We start from the raw sequence: 16,743 nt of genomic DNA on the forward strand, positions 1-16,743 counted from the left end.
GTTGAGCAGGAAGGTGCAGTGATGCTGGACGGAAGTGATCTGTACGCGCTCGACATCAACGGGGCGTCGTTCGTGAAGGCATGCGGCGGCCCCTGCACCGAAGGGTGCGTGACCCTGGCGCGGATCGGTGACGACGCCTGGGCCCTGGGTGACAGCAAGCGGCCGGACGCCCAACCGCTGCGGTTCACCACGGAGGAACTGGACGCGGCCGGTATCGACCCGGCGCGCTTCGGCCTGAACGTCTGAGCCTCCCCCTCCCGCCAGCCGGGCCGGGTCCTCCTGTCCCTGGGGCCGGCCCGGCTGGCACTCCTCGGAACGGAACGACTGGTGCACCACCACGGCTATCTATGGACCGGCCCGAAAGAGCGTTTCGACAATGAGGCCCTGCGGCGACCTCCACATCCTGAGCCGCCGCCGGCCGGAAGCAGGCCAGAACTGATCCAGCGTTACCGGGAGGTCGCAGCGGAGTTCCCGACCGTCGACCTGCCGCCCCTTGAAACGGCGTACTGGCTGATCAAGCCCCGTTCCATCGTTCGTGGCACATGGGAGGAAGCCAAGGAGGCTGCAACCTGGCTCGGTGAGCGGCTGGCCGAGTACGCGCCCCGGTTCTCGGCGGAACGGGACCGAGACACCACCCGCCTAGCCCGCCTGGTGGTCTCTGCTGCCGAACACCTGCACTCGGGCGCTGATGTGTCGTACGGCTTCTATCTGGAACGTCCCTCGTATCTGTCCCTGGCAGTGGTGACGTGCTCCCCCAATCGTGCGCTTCCTGGAGCGGCCTGCCCAGTCGCGTAGTCGAAACAGTGAACGGCCCCGTCCGAATGGACGGGGCCTGCTTGGTTTGCCTAGAGCAGCGCAAGGAAGGGGATTCGTGTCCCCGAGCGGTTCCGGTCGCTTCGGTTCCGGCGCAGGCTTGGGTGCTGGTCGGTAAGCATCAAGCTGGACAACCGTTGCTCGGTTCTGTTCACGCTCCGCGCTGGCCGGCTGCGGCACAGCGTCACCGGAACTGCCACCGCAGTGTGTGAAAGCGGATTAGTAAGGGAAGTGTTCCGCGTTCGGCTCTCCCATGTACGTCGGGTACGTGGTCCTGACTCGGATGGACTCGGCGTCCTTCGAGACGCCCACTTCCTGCGGGAGGTGCCGGGTCAATGACATGATCAGCTTGCATGCGTCAAACTCGGCGTATGCGGGAAGCACGAACGTGGCAGTGTAGTTCCCGCCTTGGTCCAGGCCCCCCAACTCCACTTCGGGAGTGTCCTTCAACCCGCCATTGGCCGCGCAACTCAGCGCCCACCAACCGAGGTTCGTGTACTTGGGCACGTGATCAACCCTCCCAACTTTGTTGTGGAACCTTGTAGTCGGTCAGGTTGCGCTCCGCATCGAGGCAGCCGTGCGCCCACTCCTTCCGCTGGTGGCCGTTGTACTCCCAGTGCGAGAAGAAGGAGATCCCAGATGCACGGTCCGGTCCTGGATCAGTCTTGTACTTGACCGGAATCGAACACTCGTCGACGACCATCTCCAGTCCGTACCTTTCGGGCAGCTTGAAGCTGACTGCCCGATTCCAGCCATCTTGATACTCAGCCGATGTGTCGTCCAAGCCCCCACTGCTGCCACTGTCGCTCGTGGCAGCGTGGACGCCGAGGATGCCCGCACCGATGACGAGTGATCCCCCGAGGATCGCTATGGGCATCCAGCCGCCGATGCGTTCGATGAACTCGTGCATGTACATCCCCCTGGTCCTTAGCGGCCAAGCGCGTCGCGACGCGCCTTCGCTTCCCGCTCGCTGACCTGATACGACGCGTAGATGGCCGCACAGGTGGCGATGACACCGAAGACCCAGAGCAGCCAGTAGACGAGCGCGCCCAGGATCGGCACACCGTCCGTCCAAACGCCCAGAAGCAGCCACAGGAAGCCGCCAACTGCCCAGGCCCCCCAGATGGCCTTGTGTTCGGCTTCAGCAGCCTTCTTCACGTCGTAGTACCCGTTGTTCACAATCCCTCCCCATCTCTTGCGAGCGGTGATCTTACATTCAACGAAGCGGGGACAGGAAGCCCGATCCCTGCCTTGACCTTGGGATTTGTGTTTCATGCAGGCAACAGCTATAGCCCGGGAAACGAGCGTTGGCTTCCCCGCTGCGCCGGTGGCTAGAAGTAGCCGCTGCTCAGCATCTCCCCATCGGCGCCACACATGGCGGCGACATCGGCCTCCGTTCCGGTCTGCCAGATCTGGTGGAAAGAGATGACCGACGCGAGGCAACAATGAAGCCCCGGCCTGCTTGGGCCGGGGCTGTTCCTCTGGTGGTTAGAGCAGCGCCAGGAACGGATTCGACTCTCCGAGCGGTTCCGACTGCTGCGGTTCCTGAGCGGGCACGGGCGTAGCCTGCACCGGTTCCGGGCGGTACGCGTCCCGTCGGACGACCCGTGCGCGGTTCTGCTCACGCTCCGCGCTGGCCGGCTCCGGCTCTGCGTGACGGGAAGTGTCCCCGTTCCTGTTGCTGTCCGCGCCGGCCGGCATCGACTCCGCAACCGTTTCTGTCGACCCTCCGTTTTCAGAACCGTCACCGCGGAGTGAGAAAACGGTGGCCGGTCGGCCCGTCTTCCCCGACCGCTCCACGGTCACGACGATTCCGGGCAGCGCTTTGACCTCAGCGGCCGTCGCTCCCACAAACGGGAGAACCTGAGAGGACGTGGCCCGACCGCCGTGCATCTCGATTCGGGCCCGGACCTTGTCCGCAAGACTGAGCGGCTGCCGCTTCACCTTCGGGGAAGTCGCTCCCTTGGTGATGCGTACGGCGTCCTGTACCGATCGGCGAACCAGAGTGAAGGCGGCCGACAGCATCTCTACCGTGATCCGCTCGGAGCACTCAGACGCTGCCAGGCAGGCCGCAAACCTGAGCGTCTGTTCTGCGGTCCGCTCGATGAACGCTGCCTGTTCTTCTGGCAGTGCCTCACCGAGGATCCGGGCATACCGCCGTACGATCCGCCACAAGGGCCGGGCGTCCTCCCCGAGCGTGATCACACGCGGCCGGGCCGTCGCCCACCCGTAAGCGTCAGCCACGTCTCGGCCGTCCACTTCCGGCAGGGTCACCCAGTCGTCATCAAGCATCGGCACGGAAGCGAGCAGGAACGGCAGGATGCGGTTGTAGGAGCCGCCCAGAGCATCGCTGGCCGCAACGTACTTGGTCCAGTCGGAAGGCGTGATGTGAGCGTGCAGGACCATGGCCGGGTCCCGGACTTCCTGGGGCTCATCCTTGGTGGTGTTGCGGAGAGTTGTGCCGTCCCAAGCAGCGCGCAGCTTGGTCGTGAACGAGGGGTCGCGCTTGACCCGCTTCAGAATCTCGGTCCACTCCTCCTCAAACGAACGTCCTCACGTCCCGACCGTGTTCAGTCTCGGAAGTGGCTTCCTGCTGGTCCCACAGGTGTTGCACGAGACTCGCCCCGGAAGTGATCCCGCTGGTTGTGTGGGTGGCCAGGAAACGGCCCAGTGCCTTGTCTACGACGTGATGCGCGGCCCGCAGCGCAGTTCCCTTACCCCTGCCCGTCCCGGCCACCAGGGCGGACCAGATCAGCACAGGGCGAGCGTTTCCACGGGATGACACCTTGACTGAGCCACCGATGGCGGCCGACCAAAACGACAGGGCGGCCACGTACACCCCCAAGGGGTCCGCTTCCAGGAACGGGGCGATCCTGCGAACCGCTCGCCCGATCGGACCGTACAGAACGGGGGTGCTCATGCTGCCTGCGCTTTCTGGGAGTTGGTTTGGTTGCGGAGGGAGACGACGGGTCGCCACCGTCCCCCGTCCTTTGCTAGAGCGGAAGCCTCAGCGGGTGTCCGGAGCGTCGCTCTTACGGCTTTCCCGCTTGCCTCTATTCTTCCGTACCTCTATCACGGAACGGTAACTAGCGGATATCTGACGCATTACTCAAATGTGGGTAATGGTAATTCGATAAAAAATAGGACCCACCGGGGGCGCCTTCCTTCCATCCCGTTCGCCAATCAAAATATTGCACCCTTTGCTGTCACCTGTCGGGCGGTCTGGCGGCAGCGTCAGTCGATCAAGTCGCGTCATCCTGGTTGACCGCGATGTGGATCAACTCGGTTAGGGTTAACAAGTCGTCGTGGAGTTCCCTGAGCATGTCAGTCTTGATTGAATCAGGCAAGGGGAAGTCTTCGCTCCAGACTTGGTCGTACCACCTATCAAATCTTTCGAATATCTCTGTGGAAAGCGAACGGATGGGATCCGGTGCAACCAAGTCAAAGTCCATGGCTGCAATGTTCAGCTCTTCTCGGGTGGCGACGGACTGATAGCTCAATGGGCCGTTGTGAGGGTCGGAGCCTTGGTCGCGGCATAGAATCTCGACCTCAAACTCCGACGTGGCTCGAATTGCAGCCTTTAAGTGAGCCCAAAATATCTGATACCCGGCAATTAGCTTGACGTGGTCCAGGTGTTCGGTCATGTAGCCGTTCGATAAGGGACTCAGGTTGGCCTTGTACTGCCGCATAGCCTTTCGATCGATGGCAGAGTGGGGAGAATCAAAGCGGGTGTGACACGTCGGACACAAGGCAATCAAGTTCTCAAACTCGTGCCGCCTTACCTTCCGCCATGGCTCAATGTGAGCGATCTCCACTGGAGTGGCGCGGCACGTGGGAATCGCGCATCGGTGTCCAGCTTCGACCAGCACGCGTCGCCTCAGGTCACGAGGCACGGCATCTCGCTTAGCACCCATACCTTCGATGCTAGCTGCGGTCACTGACACTCCGTCCGGTCTCCGACTCCTCTGCAGTGGTCTTGCCGCACTCGAAGCAGCCTGCAAGATGATGTCGATGGCGGTCAGGCCAAACCTGCTCCCTGCCGGTCAGTTGCCAGCCGATGTGCACGGCGAACTCCAGTAGGCAAGCGGAGCATTGGTCCTCAGTCCATGGGCACTCAACCCCCGTGTGATGGCCATCGTGAGCACCTGCGGACCCCACCTTCGCTGCTCGTCGGGCGCTCACTTGGCGTCCCCCTCGAAGGTCCAGCCGAGGCGCTTCATGCCTTCTGCGGTGAGCCCCAGCGACCCGGCAAGGTGTCGGAACTCCATCTGATGCGTACTGGTGGCCGTGCCATCAAGGATCTTGCCGAAGTAGGTGAGCATCACGGCTACGGTCGGGATGAACGACTCGTCCCACATGGCGGCCTGCGGAGATTCCCACCACTGTTGCCACTGCTCCCGTTCAGCCTCCGTCCAGTCCCGGACGGCCGGCATGGCGGGCACTGGAAGTCCATGGCCGGAAGGCAACTCCACCACACCCTTATAACGAGAATGAACACTATTCGGATTTCGGAACTTCGGCATTTCATCACCTCTCAAGCAAAACAAATGCCCCCTGCTAACGCAGAGGGCCGGTTCAGTAACAATTGTCAGGCGGCATCTTCTTCGGGCGGCGCAACGAAGTCTCCGAACTCAGCCCGGTTGCCTCGGTACTGGTCGATCAGGCCCAGATCCTTGGCGCTGTCGAAAGTGAGTCGGCCATCCGAAGTGGTCCGCCGGGCGTTCACCTCTTCGCCCAGGGCGCCAGAGAATCCGCGCCACTTCGGCCGGGTCAGCTCACCCGCAGTTGCAGCCCACAGAAATCGGCTGACGCTGCCTGCCAACTGGGCGCGTGCCGCCTTGGCGATTGCCGCCCGGTACCGCTTCAGTGCACGCTCAGACTGCTCGAACCCCTGGCGGGCCAGCTCCGGCAGTTCCTTCACGATGGCGTCTGTTGCTGCGGATTCGGCCTGCTCCACAGCACGGGCCAGGGCAGGCTCTACCCGCTCATACTCCTTGACTCTGAAACGGACCTCGGCCAGATACTTGTCCCTATCGGGAAGCGATCGGCCGTCAGCTACGGCCTGCATCTCCTGCTCCCTGAGTTCCCTATCCGCCTTGCGCAACGCGGGAACGTAGTAATCACGCGACGTAGGTCCGTGGCTGTCGTCGATGTACTGGCGAGCACAGTCCGCATTCTCCATTCTGTACTTGCGGTGGCGTTCCTCCAGATCGTCATGCTTGCGAATCAATTCCAGAGTCTTTCCAGAGGGCTGAAATTCCGACAGATCAAATCCTCGGTGAATGATGGGCATGGGTCTCCTCGTATTTCAGTTACGGCCGAGCATCAGGTCATCAAAATGGCCCGAGCGTCGGGCCTGGGAAATCTGCTCCGGCGACATGCGGGCGAGATCGTCCCGCGTGTACTGCGCGGGCCTGGCCTCCTGCATCGCCTTCAGGATTTCGGCTCGGATCATTGCGCGCATCGGGTCATCGTTCATCGTTGTTCTCCTTGGCTATGCGATGAATCTCGGCAAGCTGAATCGCTCGGGCGGAGTTCTCATCCCCTCCGGCCTGTTCGACCAGGGAAGCGATCGGAATCCGGAGGTGATGAGCAATGACCACGAACGTAGTCAGGCTCGGCTTACGCTCACCACGCTCCCACTGGTAGACAGCCTGGGTGCTGCACCCGATTTGATCGGCTAGCTCCTTGACGGTGATTCCCAAACTGAGACGTCGAGATCTTCCCTGCTCAGGGTCATACATGGCTCCTCCAAGCATTCGAGTGAGTAACAAGAAGAGCAAAAGACAGGGCCCCTAGGTGGCTGAGGGGTGAAGAAATCCGGTGATGCCACAGAGGCGACTATCACTCCACTTGACCTAAAATTCTCTGACTGAGAATGAAGAGGGCCGCTTTGGGGACGGCCCTACACCTCACAAGAGGACAACGTAAGAGAAGACACTGCCCCCCTTACCCCCCACCGTGAACGAGATCAGCAGAGAGCAAGAGGAGGAGTGTTTCTCTACGTTGTCATCTCACAGGGAGGTTTCCGCAGAGCCCCGTAACGACTTGGGAACTGCCCGGCCGTGTAGGCCGTGCCAGAGGCACACCGCCGAGTGTGCATGGCCCCAGAGGATCGCTCCTCCACTGTTCTGAATAAATGCGACACAGGCGGGGGACGCCCTGAAGCGGCTACCGCTGTCACCTTCCGGTGGTGTTGATCCGGCCCCACAGCTCTCGATAGCCGGACAGGTCTTACTCCTCCAGGCCGTCAAAGTCGTACACAAGGTTCCTGTTCTGCCCCACTCGGATTCCCGCATGCCGCGAACGCCGCGTGCGGGCCTTGGCTGCCTTCTGGTGAGCCTGGCAGTACCTTCGGGGCCGTCCACGCTTTCGTACCGTCTGCGAGGCATACAGATGCTCACGGCATCCGGTCCATTGACAGAACTCGGGGGGAGAGCTGCGGCGCTCCACCGTGAAACCGGAGCCGTATTGCGCGCTGGCTTCCTCCGCTTGGGCAAGAAGGGAGACCAGTTCGCCGTAATTGTCGGGTTGCTCCGCACCGGGCCGCTCCCGCATGAGGGATTCCAGGTCTCGACGGTTCAACTCTGGGTCGAAGCTGGGAAGTGCCGCCACGATGGGAACGCAACTCAAAGGAACCATCCCGGTATGCGCCGCCGCTATTCGATCAAATTCCCCTTCTTCCCGCTCCGGCCAGAAACCCGGCCACTCCTCGGATGCCTCTTCGCCAGCCGCCTCTAGAAGTGCATCCGCACGCCGCTCCAACTCGGCCTGTCCCCATTCGCCCATCGGTGGGATCGTCTTCGTCACGCAGTCCTCTCGGTAAACAGAAAGCCCCCGAATTACCTCGGGGGCGTTCGCGTATTGCAGTTCTTCAGTTCTGGTCGTCCAGCCATTTTTCCAAGTCGGCCGGTCGGCAACGAAGGGACTGACCTACCTTGCGGAACGGGATATGTTCGGCCTTCCAGTTCCCGTACACCCAGGAACGGGGCTTGCTCAGGTAGTTGGCCACGTCATCAACGGTCATCAGTCTCGGGTACGCCATTCATCCTCCAAGAAACAAGAAAGCCCCCGAAGACCCTCGGGGGCTCAATGCGTATGAAGTGCTAGGTGGTTCAGCCGTGTTGGCTACCTGCTTCAGCCATTTCCTCAAGTATGGCTTTGGCCTTGTCCGTCAACTCGCCACCCGCCTTACCGGCAACTGTGGTCAGGAAGCCGTCCCTTCTGGCCCGCTTCAGGTGATCCTTCACCGTCTCAGGTCGGCGGCCGATGAGCCGGGCCAGCCATGGAATGGGCGCAGGAGCCCCAAAATCCGCCATGACGGTGTACGTGGCTACAAGCAAGGTCAAGTACCGCTCTGAGACGCCTTCGCCCTCCAGGGCGAGCCTCGCCGCCTCTCCCATCTCATTCACCTTCCCTGCCAGTTCCTCCAACGTTCGCTGAGCTTCGGGAGCCTGCTTGGCCAATTCCAACGCGGCGACCATGTCGAGCCTGCGCAGGACAGTGGTCGAGATACCCCGTGCCACCTCACGAGCCGGGGCACCTTCGGCCGGCTGGATGGTGATCCGCTGCGGTCCCCCGTTGATCGGCCCTACGGGCCACCACATGTGGACCACCCAGGCGCCTTGCCGCTGAGTGATCTCGAACCCGCTGCCATCCGCTTCCATATCACTCAAGTTAGCACACCCAGGGTGTTCCACCCTGTGTTGACAACCCAGGGTGGTCAGTGCGCAAACTTGGAACGCCGGGGAATGACCGGCGCGACGGCGGGGCGGGCCCGTACGTCGGCAGCAGCAGGAGGGGGCCGCTTCAGTGGCAAGGGCATGGGTCGCGCGGTCAAAGGACGACCCGAAGAAGTGGACGACGTTCTGGTACGACCCGGACGGCAAGCAGCGACAGAAGACGTTCGAGACCAAGAAGCGGGCTGATGACCAGCGCAAGCGCAAGGAGCAGGAACTCGACGCCGGGACCTACCTGGACGACCGCTTGGGCAAGCAGCCCGTGACGGCCGTGTGGGAGCAGTGGACCGATCAAAGGAAGCTGGAGAACAGCACCAAGAAGCAGTACCGGTCCATCCTCAACACGACCATTGAGCCGTTCTTCAAGGCCCGTTCCATCGTGTCCCTGAAGGTCGCAGACGTTGAGCAGTGGCTCTTGTGGATGGAACAGGACCGGAAGCTCTCCGCCCGCACACGCCGTCAGCGATTCTCGTTCTTCTCCGGGATGATGGACTGGGCTGTCGTTAACGAGATCATCGGTCGGGACCCGTGCAAGAAGGTCAAGGGCGCCGGAAGCCGCGCCAAGGAGATCCGGGAGCAGAAGAGCACCGCAAGGCGGCTCACGACGCGGGAAGTTCTGGCACTACTGGATGCCGCCCCTCCGCGATACCGCGCGATGCTGTGGCTCATGGCCGGGTGCGGCCTGCGGCTGGGTGAGGCCATGGCGGTATCCCGCGATCAGATCGACTTCAAGGCCGAGACACTTCGCGTCGACTTCCAGATTGCGGAGGACGGAGACACCGAGTCGGGGAAGAACAGCGCGATCCAGCGTCGGCACATCAAGGCTCGTGATGAAGGTGAGCCAGGGCGTACCGTCCCCCTGCCACCGAACGTCGCCTTCGAGCTTCGGCGGCACATCAAGAACCACGGCGTATGGGGGCCGGAGCGGCTTCTCTTCTCCAACGTGACGCGGACCGGCTACCTCTACGCGTCGTACTTCTACCCGAAGATCTGGATGGAGGCTCTGGGCAAGGGACGGGTGAAGTACTGCAAGGCGCACTCACTCCGGCACTACTACGGGTCGCGGCTGCTGTACGCCGGAGTCCCCGAGAACGATGTGGCCGACTGGATGGGCCACAGCAGTACGGACGTGCTGAGGGAGCACTACCACTACATCTTCGAGGGGGCCGAGCAGCGCGGTCGGGCCGCCATCGCGACGATGTTGACGCCTGGCGCCGACGACCCGACGGAGGCATCAGAGGTCGCCTGATCCGTGTACGACAACAGCCCCCGGCGTCGCGCCGGGGGCTGTGTTGTTTGTGCAGCTCAGTGGCCATTTTCAGGTCGGCATCTGCCCAGGATTCCCCCAGCATGACGCCCAAGAACGGCCCTGATCAGCCCGCAACGGACGGAAAGCCAGGGTCGTCCCGCCGGACCTTCGAAACAGCTCCTGACCTGCAAAAACCCTGCTAGGGCAGGTTCCTCGCCATCACGATCCGCTGAACCTGATTCGTGCCCTCATAAATCTGGGTGATCTTCGCGTCGCGCATCATGCGCTCGACGGGGTAGTCGCGGGTGTAGCCGTAACCGCCGAGGAGCTGGACGGCGTCCGTGGTGACCTCCATGGCGACGTCGGAGGCGAAGCACTTGGCCGCCGCGCCCTGGAAGGTGAGGTCGGCGTCGCCGCGCTCGGAGGCGGCCGCGGCCTGGTAGGTGAGGGCGCGGGCGGCGGCGATCTTCATGGCCATGTCGGCGAGCATGAACTGGATGCCCTGGAAGTCGGCGATCGGCTTGCCGAACTGCTTGCGCTCCTGGACGTAGCCCTTGGCGTAGTCGAGGGCGCCCTGGGCGACGCCGAGGGCCTGGGCGGCGATGGTGATGCGGGTGTGGTCGAGGGTCTTCATGGCGGTGGCGAAGCCGGTGCCCTCGGCGCCGATCATGCGGTCGGCGGGGATGCGGACGTTGTCGAAGTAGACCTCGCGGGTCGGCGAACCCTTGATGCCGAGCTTCTTCTCCGGGGCGCCGAAGGAGACGCCCTCGTCGGACTTCTCGACCACGAAGGCGGAGATTCCCTTGGAGCGCTTCTCCGGGTCGGTGACGGCCATCACCGTGTAGTACTCGCTGACGCCCGCGTTGGTGATCCAGCGCTTCACGCCGTTGAGGACGTAGTGGTCGCCGTCGCGGACCGCCTTCGTCTTCATGCCGGCCGCGTCGGAACCGGCCTCCGGCTCGGAGAGGCAGTACGAGAACATCGCGTCGCCCTTGGCCAGCGGCGTGAGGTACCTCTTCTTCAGGTCCTCCGAGCCGGAGAGGATCACCGGGAGCGAGCCCAGCTTGTTCACGGCCGGGATGAGGGAGGAGGAGACGCAGGCGCGGGCGACCTCCTCGATCACGATGACGGTGGCGAGCGCGTCGGCACCGGCCCCGCCGTACTCCTCGGGGACGTGCACGGCCTGGAGGTCGTTGGCGACCAGGGCGTCGAGCGCCTCCTGCGGGAAGCGGGCCTCCTCGTCGACCGCGGCGGCGTACGGGGCGATCTTCGCCTCGACCAGCGCGCGGACGACGTCCCGGAGCATGTCGTGCTCCTCGGACGGGCGGTACAGGTCGAAGTCAGCCGATCCGGCCAAGGTCTCTCACTCCAGACGAGATGGTGCCGACGCTAATTACTGTTAAGTAACTCAAAGTTTAGAACGCTGCCCACCGAACGGTGACGTGAGGTACGCGACAGCGGGAAAGTTGCCCGCGAGGGGGCCCGGTTATGCTCGGCCCCGCAGCAGCACCAACGTCCCCGAGCTGGAGCAGTCCATGAGCCTCAAGATCACTGTGATCGGCACCGGCTATCTCGGCGCCACGCATGCCGCGGCCATGGCGGAGCTCGGCTTCGAGGTGCTCGGGCTCGACGTCGTGCCCGAGAAGATCGCGATGCTGGAGCGCGGCGAGACCCCGATGTACGAGCCGGGGCTCGACGAGCTGCTGCGCAAGCACGTGGCGGGCTTCGAGGGCTCCTCCGGGCGGCTGCGCTTCACCACCGACTGGGCCGAGGTCGGCGCCTTCGGCGACGTGCACTTCGTCTGCGTGAACACCCCGCAGAAGCACGGCGAGTACGCCTGCGACATGTCCTACGTCGACTCCGCGATCGCATCGCTGGCCCCGCATCTGACCGGGCCCGCGCTCGTCGTCGGCAAGTCGACGGTGCCGGTCGGCTCGGCGGAGCGGCTGGCCGCCTATCTCGCCGAGAACGCGCCGGCCGGGGTCGATGCCGAGCTGGCCTGGAACCCGGAGTTCCTGCGCGAGGGCTTCGCCGTGCAGGACACCCTGCACCCGGACCGGATCGTGGTCGGCGTGCGCGGCGAACGCGCCGAGAAGCTGCTGCGCGAGGTGTACGCGACGCCGGTCGGCGAGGGTACGCCGTTCGTGGTGACCGACTTCCCGACGGCCGAGCTGGTGAAGACCTCGGCGAACTCCTTCCTGGCCACGAAGATCTCCTTCATCAACGCGATGGCGGAGGTGTGCGAGGCCGCGGGCGGGGACGTGGCCAAGCTGGCGGAGGCGATCGGGTACGACGACCGGATCGGGAAGAAGTTCCTGCGCGCCGGCATCGGGTTCGGCGGCGGCTGCCTGCCGAAGGACATCCGCGCCTTCATGGCCCGGGCGGGTGAACTGGGTGCCGACCAGGCGCTGACCTTCCTGCGCGAGATCGACTCGATCAACATGCGGCGCCGGGGGCAGATGGTCGAGATGGCCCGGGACGCGCTCGGCGGGGGGTCGTTCCTCGGGAAGCGGGTCGCGGTGCTCGGCGCGACGTTCAAGCCGGACTCGGACGACGTCCGGGACTCGCCGGCGCTGAACGTCGCCGGGCAGATCCATCTACAGGGCGGCCAGGTGACGGTGTACGACCCGAAGGGGATGGGGAACGCGCGGAGGCTGTTCCCGACCTTGGGCTACGCCGGTAGCGCCGAGGAGTGTGTGCGGGGGGCCGATGTGGTGCTGCACCTCACCGAGTGGCGGGAGTTCAGGGAGCTGGATCCGGCGGTGCTGGGAGAGGTGGCCGCGGCTCGAGTGATTCTCGACGGGCGGAACGCGCTGGATCCTGAGGTCTGGCGGCGGGCCGGGTGGACGTATCGCGCGATGGGGCGGCCGACCGCGTAAGGCTGCGGGTGCGTGGGGGCTGGTCGCGCGGTTCCTCCCCCAGCCTTCGGCCGGGGGTACCCCCAGCGCCCCTGAAGGGGCGCCTCAGCCAGGGGCGTTTCACCGCAGCGCTTCCGCCCCGGGCCATAAGGCGACACCGGTTCGGCCGAGGCTCAGTCGGCCGAACCGGTGTCTTGTTGCATTCTGCACCACCCGGCACACGCTTTTCCGGTGAACCGGCTGTGCCTTACCGCTCCTTGGCCCGGTACCGGCGCATTTTGGCGCGCGCCCCGCACACCCGCATGGAGCACCAGCGGCCGCGGCCGGCCGGGCTGCGGTCGTAGTACGCCCAGTGGCAGGTGTCGGCCTCGCAGGCCTTGAGGCGGGTCCAGGTGCCCTCGATCGCGGCGGTGGCGACGGCCGCGGCTATGCGGGAGAGCAGCGGGGCCGGGTCGGCGGGGGCGAGGGTCGCCGAGCCGTCGGCGGGGTCGACAGCGACGTGCAGGGGGGCCTGTGCGAGCAGTTCACCCAAGGGGGTGACTTCGCGGTGCGGGGGGTACCCGGCGTGCGCGAGGAGGGTGGCGCGCAGCGACTCGCGCAGGGCGCGCGCCGGTGAGAGTTCGGCCTCCGTGATGCCGAGGCGTGCCCTGCTGTCCACCGTGTCGAGCGCGTCGGCGCCCGACTCGAGGTCCAGGGTGTTCACCAGGGCCTCGACCAGGGCCAGGCCGCCCGGCGCGGGCGATCTCTCACTCATCCCTGTACGTCACCTCCCGAAATCCGGTTGCGACGTTACCCCCGGTGCGGGAGCATACGGTAACCGAAGTTACTGGTTGAACGGCTTTAGGGGTAACTCCTACTTCGAGGAGGAAGTCATGGCTCTCGCCAAGCTGGGTGTCGTGGTCCTGGACTGTCCCGACCCGTCCGCGCTCGCCGGTTTCTACGCCGGGGTGCTGGGCGGCACGGTCGAGGGGGACGGGGACTGGGTGGACCTGGCGGTGCCGGGCGGGCAGGCACTGGCGTTCCAGAAGGCGCCCGGTTTCGTGCCGCCGCAGTGGCCCGCGCCCGACGACTCGCAGCAGTTCCACCTGGACCTGGTGGTGGACGACCTCGACGCGGCCGAGAAGGGGGTGCTGGAGCTGGGCGCCAAGCCGCTGGACGCGGCGGACCGGGAGCGCACCTTCCGGGTGTACGCCGACCCGGCAGGGCACCCGTTCTGTCTCTGCGCCTGCTGAGAGAAGGAGCACTCATGGCGTCCGTCGCACGCTTGCGCAACGTGGTGATCGACTGTCCGGACCCGCACGCCTTGGCCGCCTTCTACGCGGCCGTCGTCGGGGGCACCCTGGTGGCCGAGGAGGACGACTGGGTCGTGCTGCGGCTGGCGGACGGACTGCGGCTGGGCTTCCAGCCGGCGGAGGGGTACGTCCCGCCGGAGTGGCCGCGGGCCGACCACAACTCGCAGCAGTTCCATCTCGACTTCGACGCGGGTCCGACGTGGGAGGACGTCGACGCGGCGGAGAAGAAGGTGCTGGCGCTGGGGGCGCGGCTGCTGCGACGCGAGGAGGACCCTGTGACGGAGGACTTCCGGGTGTTCGCCGACCCGGCAGGGCATCCGTTCTGTCTCTGCCGGATCGACTGACCGGATCGACTGACCGGATCGACTGATCAGGCCTCGGTGTCCGCCGGGCGCGGCGGGTTCGGTTCCCTGCGGCGTTGGGTCGCGCGGGCGGTGAAGTCGGCGCTGCGCAGGGCCCGCTGGACGTTTCCCCAGGTCAGCAGGGCCAGCTCGGGCTCGGACCAGCCGCGTCGGAGCAGCTCGGCGATCAGGTGGGGGTAGCGGGAGGTGTCGTCGAGGTCGCGGGGGTGGGCGACGCCGGAGTCGTAGGTACCCGACAGCGCGACGCACTCGGGGCCCGCGGCCCCGCGGATGTGGTCGAGGTGGTCGGCGACGTCCGGGACGGTCGGGCCGGTCTGCTCGGCGGCCAGCGGCACCATGCACACGCCCTTCTGCTCCCCGAGCCGCGCGAGCAGCTCGTCGGAGAGGTTGGCGGGGTGCGGGCGCACGGCCGCCGCGGCGGAGCGGGTGCACAGGACCGGGGTCTTGGAGAGGGCCAGCACCCGGGCCAGGGTGATCTCCGGGGCGCCGGACAGGTCGGCGAGCACCCCGAGCCGGTTCATCTCCCGGACCACCTCCTCGCCGAACCGGGTCAGCCCCTCCGCCCCCGCCCAGGCGGCCCCGGCCAGGGAGAGCACCCGCAGGCCGAGGGAGTGCAGGACCCGCAGGATGCCGAGGGAGTCGTCGACGGCGGCGGCGGAGGCCGGGCCGAGCACCACGGCGACCCGGCCGCAGTTGCGGGCGTCGATGACCTGCCCGGCGGTGCGCACCAGCCGGAGCCCCTCCGGGTGCGTCTCGACCACCCGGCGCACCAGGTCCAGCTGCTCCAGGGTGGCCCCCACGGCCCGGTCGCCCCGCTCCCCCGCCGGCAGGTCCAGCGACCAGAACAGGGCGCCCACGTGCCCCTCGCGCAGCCGGGGCACGTCCGTGTCCACGGCCGTCTCGCCGAGCTCCAGGTCGTACCAGGGCAGCGGTCCGAGCGCCCGGGGCAGCGCACAGTAGCCGTCCGCCACCGGATGCGCCTCCAGCAGCGCGTGGGCCCGTTCCAGGACCGCGGCACCGGACTCCAGGGGGAACGGGTCGGCCGGGAGGAAGTCCTCCCTGCCGACCTCGGTCGTGGTGTGGATGTCGTGCTGGAGGTCGGCCATGAAGGGCTCCGTACGTCGTCCTGAGCTACGTCGTGAAGGGGCTGTAGCCCACCGTCGCACGGCCGCCCGGGAGGGTTCCTGGTGGACGGGGCGTTCGGGGGTACGCCCCGAACGCCCGGCCCTTCCGTACGGTCTCAGCCGTCCAGCTCGGCGATGGTCGCGTGCGAGGGCCCCCGCGTCTCCTGGAGGCCGCGGGCCACGTCCTCCGCCGCGCCCAGCACACGGACCGCGTTCTGCCAGGTCAGCTTCGCCAGGTCGGCCCTGGACCAGCCGCGGTCCAGCAGCTCGGCGATCAGGTTGGGGTAGCCGGAGACGTCGTCCAGGCCGTCCGGGGTGAAGGCGGTGCCGTCGTAGTCGCCGCCGATGCCGAGGTGGTCGATGCCGGCGACCTCGCGCATGTGGTCGAGGTGGTCGGCGACCGTGGCGGTGGTGGCGACCGGGCGCGGGTTGGTCTCCTCGAAGGCCCGGTGGACCTTCATCGCCTCCTCGGTGGTGTCGAGGTGGTGGAAGCCGTGGGCGCGCATGTTGTCGTCGGCGGCCGCCGACCAGTCGACCGCCGCCTGGAGCACGAACTTCGGTACGAACGTCACCATCGCCATGCCGCCGTTGCCGGCGAGGCGTTCGAGGACGTCGTCCGGGATGTTGCGGGGGTGGTCGCAGACGGCCCGGGACGAGGAGTGGGAGAAGATCACCGGGGCGGTGGTGGTGTCGAGTGCGGCGCGCATGGTCGTGGCGGCCACGTGGGAGAGGTCGACGAGCATGCCCAGGCGGTTCATCTCCCGCACGACCTCGCGGCCGAAGGCCGACAGACCGCCCACGTTCGGCTCGTCGGTCGCCGAGTCCGCCCAGTCGTTGTTGTCGTTGTGGGTGAGCGTCATGTAGCGCACGCCCAGCTCGTACAGGCCGCGCAGGGTGCCTAGCGAGTTGTCGATGGAGTGGCCGCCCTCCGCGCCCATCAGGGAGGCGATACGGCCCTCGGCGCGCGCCGCCTCCATGTCGGCGGCCGTCAGCGCGGCCCGCAGGTCGGCCGGGTAACGGGCGATCAGCTGCCGTACGCAGTCGATCTGTTCGAGGGTCGCCGGGACCGCGCCCGGCAGGTCCGAGCGGACGTACACCGACCAGTACTGCGCACCGACGCCGCCGTCCCGCAGCCGCGGGATGTCGGTGTGCAGGTGGGCGTTCTGGTGGGCGGCGATGTCACGGGCGTCGAGGTCGTAGCGGACCTGCTCGCGCAGTGCGTACGGCAGGTCGTTGTGGCCGTCGACGACCGGGAACTCGCGCAGCAGGGACCGGGCTTCATCGAGGGACGTCATTGCGTATTGCT

Annotated in this window: 21 protein-coding genes and 1 pseudogene; 6 read left to right on the forward strand and 16 right to left on the reverse strand. The window is 65.9% G+C overall.

The window, feature by feature from the left end; genetic code table 11:
• The first annotated feature begins 21 nt into the window (after positions 1–21).
• Both JF597_RS14300 and JF597_RS14305 read left to right on the forward strand, forming a co-directional pair.
• Positions 22–246 (forward strand): DUF397 domain-containing protein, encoded by a 225-nt coding sequence (locus tag JF597_RS14300; RefSeq protein ID WP_046427928.1) that lies wholly within the window; start codon positions 22–24, stop codon positions 244–246.
• A gap of 81 nt (positions 247–327) precedes the next feature.
• Positions 328–795 (forward strand): hypothetical protein, encoded by a 468-nt coding sequence (locus JF597_RS14305; RefSeq protein ID WP_293993980.1) that lies wholly within the window; start codon positions 328–330, stop codon positions 793–795.
• A gap of 529 nt (positions 796–1,324) precedes the next feature.
• On the opposite strand, the gene JF597_RS14310 is transcribed toward JF597_RS14305, so the two are convergent.
• The 12 genes and pseudogenes from JF597_RS14310 to JF597_RS14360 all read right to left on the reverse strand — a co-directional run bounded on the left by JF597_RS14310 (position 1,325) and on the right by JF597_RS14360 (position 8,480).
• Entirely contained in the window at positions 1,325–1,729 is a 405-nt protein-coding gene (locus tag JF597_RS14310) for a hypothetical protein (protein WP_293993983.1), read from the reverse strand.
• Positions 1,730–1,740: 11 nt separating this feature from the next.
• Complete coding sequence (locus JF597_RS14315) at positions 1,741–1,992, reverse strand: hypothetical protein (RefSeq protein ID WP_293993987.1); 252 nt, start codon at positions 1,990–1,992, stop codon at positions 1,741–1,743.
• A 309-nt stretch (positions 1,993–2,301) separates the two neighbouring features.
• Positions 2,302–3,219 (reverse strand): hypothetical protein, encoded by a 918-nt coding sequence (locus JF597_RS14320; protein WP_366916401.1) that lies wholly within the window; start codon positions 3,217–3,219, stop codon positions 2,302–2,304.
• Between the two features lie 836 nt (positions 3,220–4,055).
• Complete coding sequence (locus JF597_RS14325; RefSeq protein ID WP_293993990.1) at positions 4,056–4,457, reverse strand: hypothetical protein; 402 nt, start codon at positions 4,455–4,457, stop codon at positions 4,056–4,058.
• A gap of 66 nt (positions 4,458–4,523) precedes the next feature.
• Positions 4,524–4,727 (reverse strand): annotated as a pseudogene (locus tag JF597_RS55535) (HNH endonuclease signature motif containing protein); the annotation flags it as partial.
• A gap of 264 nt (positions 4,728–4,991) precedes the next feature.
• Positions 4,992–5,336 carry a hypothetical protein gene (locus JF597_RS14330; protein WP_293993993.1) on the reverse strand — a complete coding sequence of 115 codons (345 nt, stop codon included), beginning with the start codon at positions 5,334–5,336 and terminating at the stop codon, positions 4,992–4,994.
• A gap of 65 nt (positions 5,337–5,401) precedes the next feature.
• A complete protein-coding gene (locus tag JF597_RS14335; protein ID WP_293993996.1) occupies positions 5,402–6,106 on the reverse strand; it encodes a hypothetical protein in 705 nt (234 codons plus the stop codon).
• A 15-nt stretch (positions 6,107–6,121) separates the two neighbouring features.
• Positions 6,122–6,292 carry a hypothetical protein gene (locus JF597_RS14340; protein WP_159033054.1) on the reverse strand — a complete coding sequence of 57 codons (171 nt, stop codon included), beginning with the start codon at positions 6,290–6,292 and terminating at the stop codon, positions 6,122–6,124.
• Positions 6,282–6,557 (reverse strand): helix-turn-helix transcriptional regulator, encoded by a 276-nt coding sequence (locus tag JF597_RS14345; RefSeq protein WP_293994004.1) that lies wholly within the window; start codon positions 6,555–6,557, stop codon positions 6,282–6,284. The genes JF597_RS14340 and JF597_RS14345 overlap by 11 nt, the downstream gene beginning before the upstream one ends.
• 490 nt (positions 6,558–7,047) lie before the next feature.
• A complete protein-coding gene (locus tag JF597_RS14350) occupies positions 7,048–7,623 on the reverse strand; it encodes a hypothetical protein (RefSeq protein WP_293994007.1) in 576 nt (191 codons plus the stop codon).
• A gap of 64 nt (positions 7,624–7,687) precedes the next feature.
• On the reverse strand, positions 7,688–7,858 hold the full coding sequence (locus tag JF597_RS14355; protein ID WP_293994010.1) for a helix-turn-helix domain-containing protein: 171 nt from the start codon (positions 7,856–7,858) through the stop codon (positions 7,688–7,690).
• Between the two features lie 70 nt (positions 7,859–7,928).
• Complete coding sequence (locus tag JF597_RS14360) at positions 7,929–8,480, reverse strand: hypothetical protein (RefSeq protein ID WP_293994012.1); 552 nt, start codon at positions 8,478–8,480, stop codon at positions 7,929–7,931.
• Between the two features lie 145 nt (positions 8,481–8,625).
• Here JF597_RS14360 and JF597_RS14365 point away from each other — a divergent pair, with 145 nt between their 5' ends.
• Complete coding sequence (locus JF597_RS14365; RefSeq protein WP_293994015.1) at positions 8,626–9,801, forward strand: site-specific integrase; 1,176 nt, start codon at positions 8,626–8,628, stop codon at positions 9,799–9,801.
• Positions 9,802–10,000: 199 nt separating this feature from the next.
• Here JF597_RS14365 and JF597_RS14370 read toward each other — a convergent pair whose 3' ends face one another.
• The gene (locus tag JF597_RS14370; protein WP_293994019.1) at positions 10,001–11,158 is read right to left on the reverse strand and encodes an acyl-CoA dehydrogenase; all 1,158 of its coding nucleotides are present in this window, start codon (positions 11,156–11,158) and stop codon (positions 10,001–10,003) included.
• Positions 11,159–11,336: 178 nt separating this feature from the next.
• On the opposite strand from JF597_RS14370, the gene JF597_RS14375 reads away from it, so the two are divergent.
• Entirely contained in the window at positions 11,337–12,680 is a 1,344-nt protein-coding gene (locus tag JF597_RS14375) for a UDP-glucose/GDP-mannose dehydrogenase family protein (RefSeq protein WP_293994021.1), read from the forward strand.
• 226 nt (positions 12,681–12,906) lie between these two features.
• Here JF597_RS14375 and JF597_RS14380 read toward each other — a convergent pair whose 3' ends face one another.
• Positions 12,907–13,413, reverse strand: coding sequence for a CGNR zinc finger domain-containing protein (locus tag JF597_RS14380; protein ID WP_293994023.1), 507 nt, complete (start codon positions 13,411–13,413; stop codon positions 12,907–12,909).
• 118 nt (positions 13,414–13,531) lie between these two features.
• Here JF597_RS14380 and JF597_RS14385 point away from each other — a divergent pair, with 118 nt between their 5' ends.
• Both JF597_RS14385 and JF597_RS14390 read left to right on the forward strand, forming a co-directional pair.
• Complete coding sequence (locus JF597_RS14385; protein WP_293994025.1) at positions 13,532–13,891, forward strand: VOC family protein; 360 nt, start codon at positions 13,532–13,534, stop codon at positions 13,889–13,891.
• A gap of 14 nt (positions 13,892–13,905) precedes the next feature.
• Complete coding sequence (locus tag JF597_RS14390; protein WP_293994027.1) at positions 13,906–14,295, forward strand: VOC family protein; 390 nt, start codon at positions 13,906–13,908, stop codon at positions 14,293–14,295.
• A 26-nt stretch (positions 14,296–14,321) separates the two neighbouring features.
• On the opposite strand, the gene JF597_RS14395 is transcribed toward JF597_RS14390, so the two are convergent.
• Together JF597_RS14395 and JF597_RS14400 are read right to left on the reverse strand one after the other, a co-directional pair.
• A complete protein-coding gene (locus JF597_RS14395) occupies positions 14,322–15,419 on the reverse strand; it encodes a dipeptidase (RefSeq protein ID WP_293994029.1) in 1,098 nt (365 codons plus the stop codon).
• Between the two features lie 134 nt (positions 15,420–15,553).
• Positions 15,554–16,732, reverse strand: coding sequence for a dipeptidase (locus JF597_RS14400; RefSeq protein WP_293994031.1), 1,179 nt, complete (start codon positions 16,730–16,732; stop codon positions 15,554–15,556).
• Between the last annotated feature and the right edge of the window lie 11 nt (positions 16,733–16,743).

This window comes from Streptomyces sp. (assembly GCF_019510245.1).
Taxonomy (GTDB): Bacteria; Actinomycetota; Actinomycetes; order Streptomycetales; family Streptomycetaceae; genus Streptomyces.

Bases quoted from the DNA above. Each gene is read 5' to 3' on its own strand.
- JF597_RS14385 (WP_293994025.1), top strand. From the start codon at position 13,532: ATGGCTCTCGCCAAGCTGGGTGTCGTGGTCCTGGACTGTCCCGACCCG.
- JF597_RS14375 (WP_293994021.1), top strand. From the start codon at position 11,337: ATGAGCCTCAAGATCACTGTGATCGGCACCGGCTATCTCGGCGCCACG.
- JF597_RS14360 (WP_293994012.1), bottom strand. From the start codon at position 8,480: ATGGAAGCGGATGGCAGCGGGTTCGAGATCACTCAGCGGCAAGGCGCC.
- JF597_RS14325 (WP_293993990.1), bottom strand. From the start codon at position 4,457: ATGACCGAACACCTGGACCACGTCAAGCTAATTGCCGGGTATCAGATA.
- JF597_RS14330 (WP_293993993.1), bottom strand. From the start codon at position 5,336: ATGCCGAAGTTCCGAAATCCGAATAGTGTTCATTCTCGTTATAAGGGT.
- JF597_RS14300 (WP_046427928.1), top strand. From the start codon at position 22: ATGCTGGACGGAAGTGATCTGTACGCGCTCGACATCAACGGGGCGTCG.
- JF597_RS14380 (WP_293994023.1), bottom strand. From the start codon at position 13,413: ATGAGTGAGAGATCGCCCGCGCCGGGCGGCCTGGCCCTGGTCGAGGCC.
- JF597_RS14395 (WP_293994029.1), bottom strand. From the start codon at position 15,419: ATGGCCGACCTCCAGCACGACATCCACACCACGACCGAGGTCGGCAGG.
- JF597_RS14345 (WP_293994004.1), bottom strand. From the start codon at position 6,557: ATGTATGACCCTGAGCAGGGAAGATCTCGACGTCTCAGTTTGGGAATC.
- JF597_RS14320 (WP_366916401.1), bottom strand. From the start codon at position 3,219: ATGGTCCTGCACGCTCACATCACGCCTTCCGACTGGACCAAGTACGTT.
- JF597_RS14390 (WP_293994027.1), top strand. From the start codon at position 13,906: ATGGCGTCCGTCGCACGCTTGCGCAACGTGGTGATCGACTGTCCGGAC.
- JF597_RS14335 (WP_293993996.1), bottom strand. From the start codon at position 6,106: ATGCCCATCATTCACCGAGGATTTGATCTGTCGGAATTTCAGCCCTCT.
- JF597_RS14400 (WP_293994031.1), bottom strand. From the start codon at position 16,732: ATGACGTCCCTCGATGAAGCCCGGTCCCTGCTGCGCGAGTTCCCGGTC.
- JF597_RS14310 (WP_293993983.1), bottom strand. From the start codon at position 1,729: ATGTACATGCACGAGTTCATCGAACGCATCGGCGGCTGGATGCCCATA.
- JF597_RS14340 (WP_159033054.1), bottom strand. From the start codon at position 6,292: ATGAACGATGACCCGATGCGCGCAATGATCCGAGCCGAAATCCTGAAG.
- JF597_RS14355 (WP_293994010.1), bottom strand. From the start codon at position 7,858: ATGGCGTACCCGAGACTGATGACCGTTGATGACGTGGCCAACTACCTG.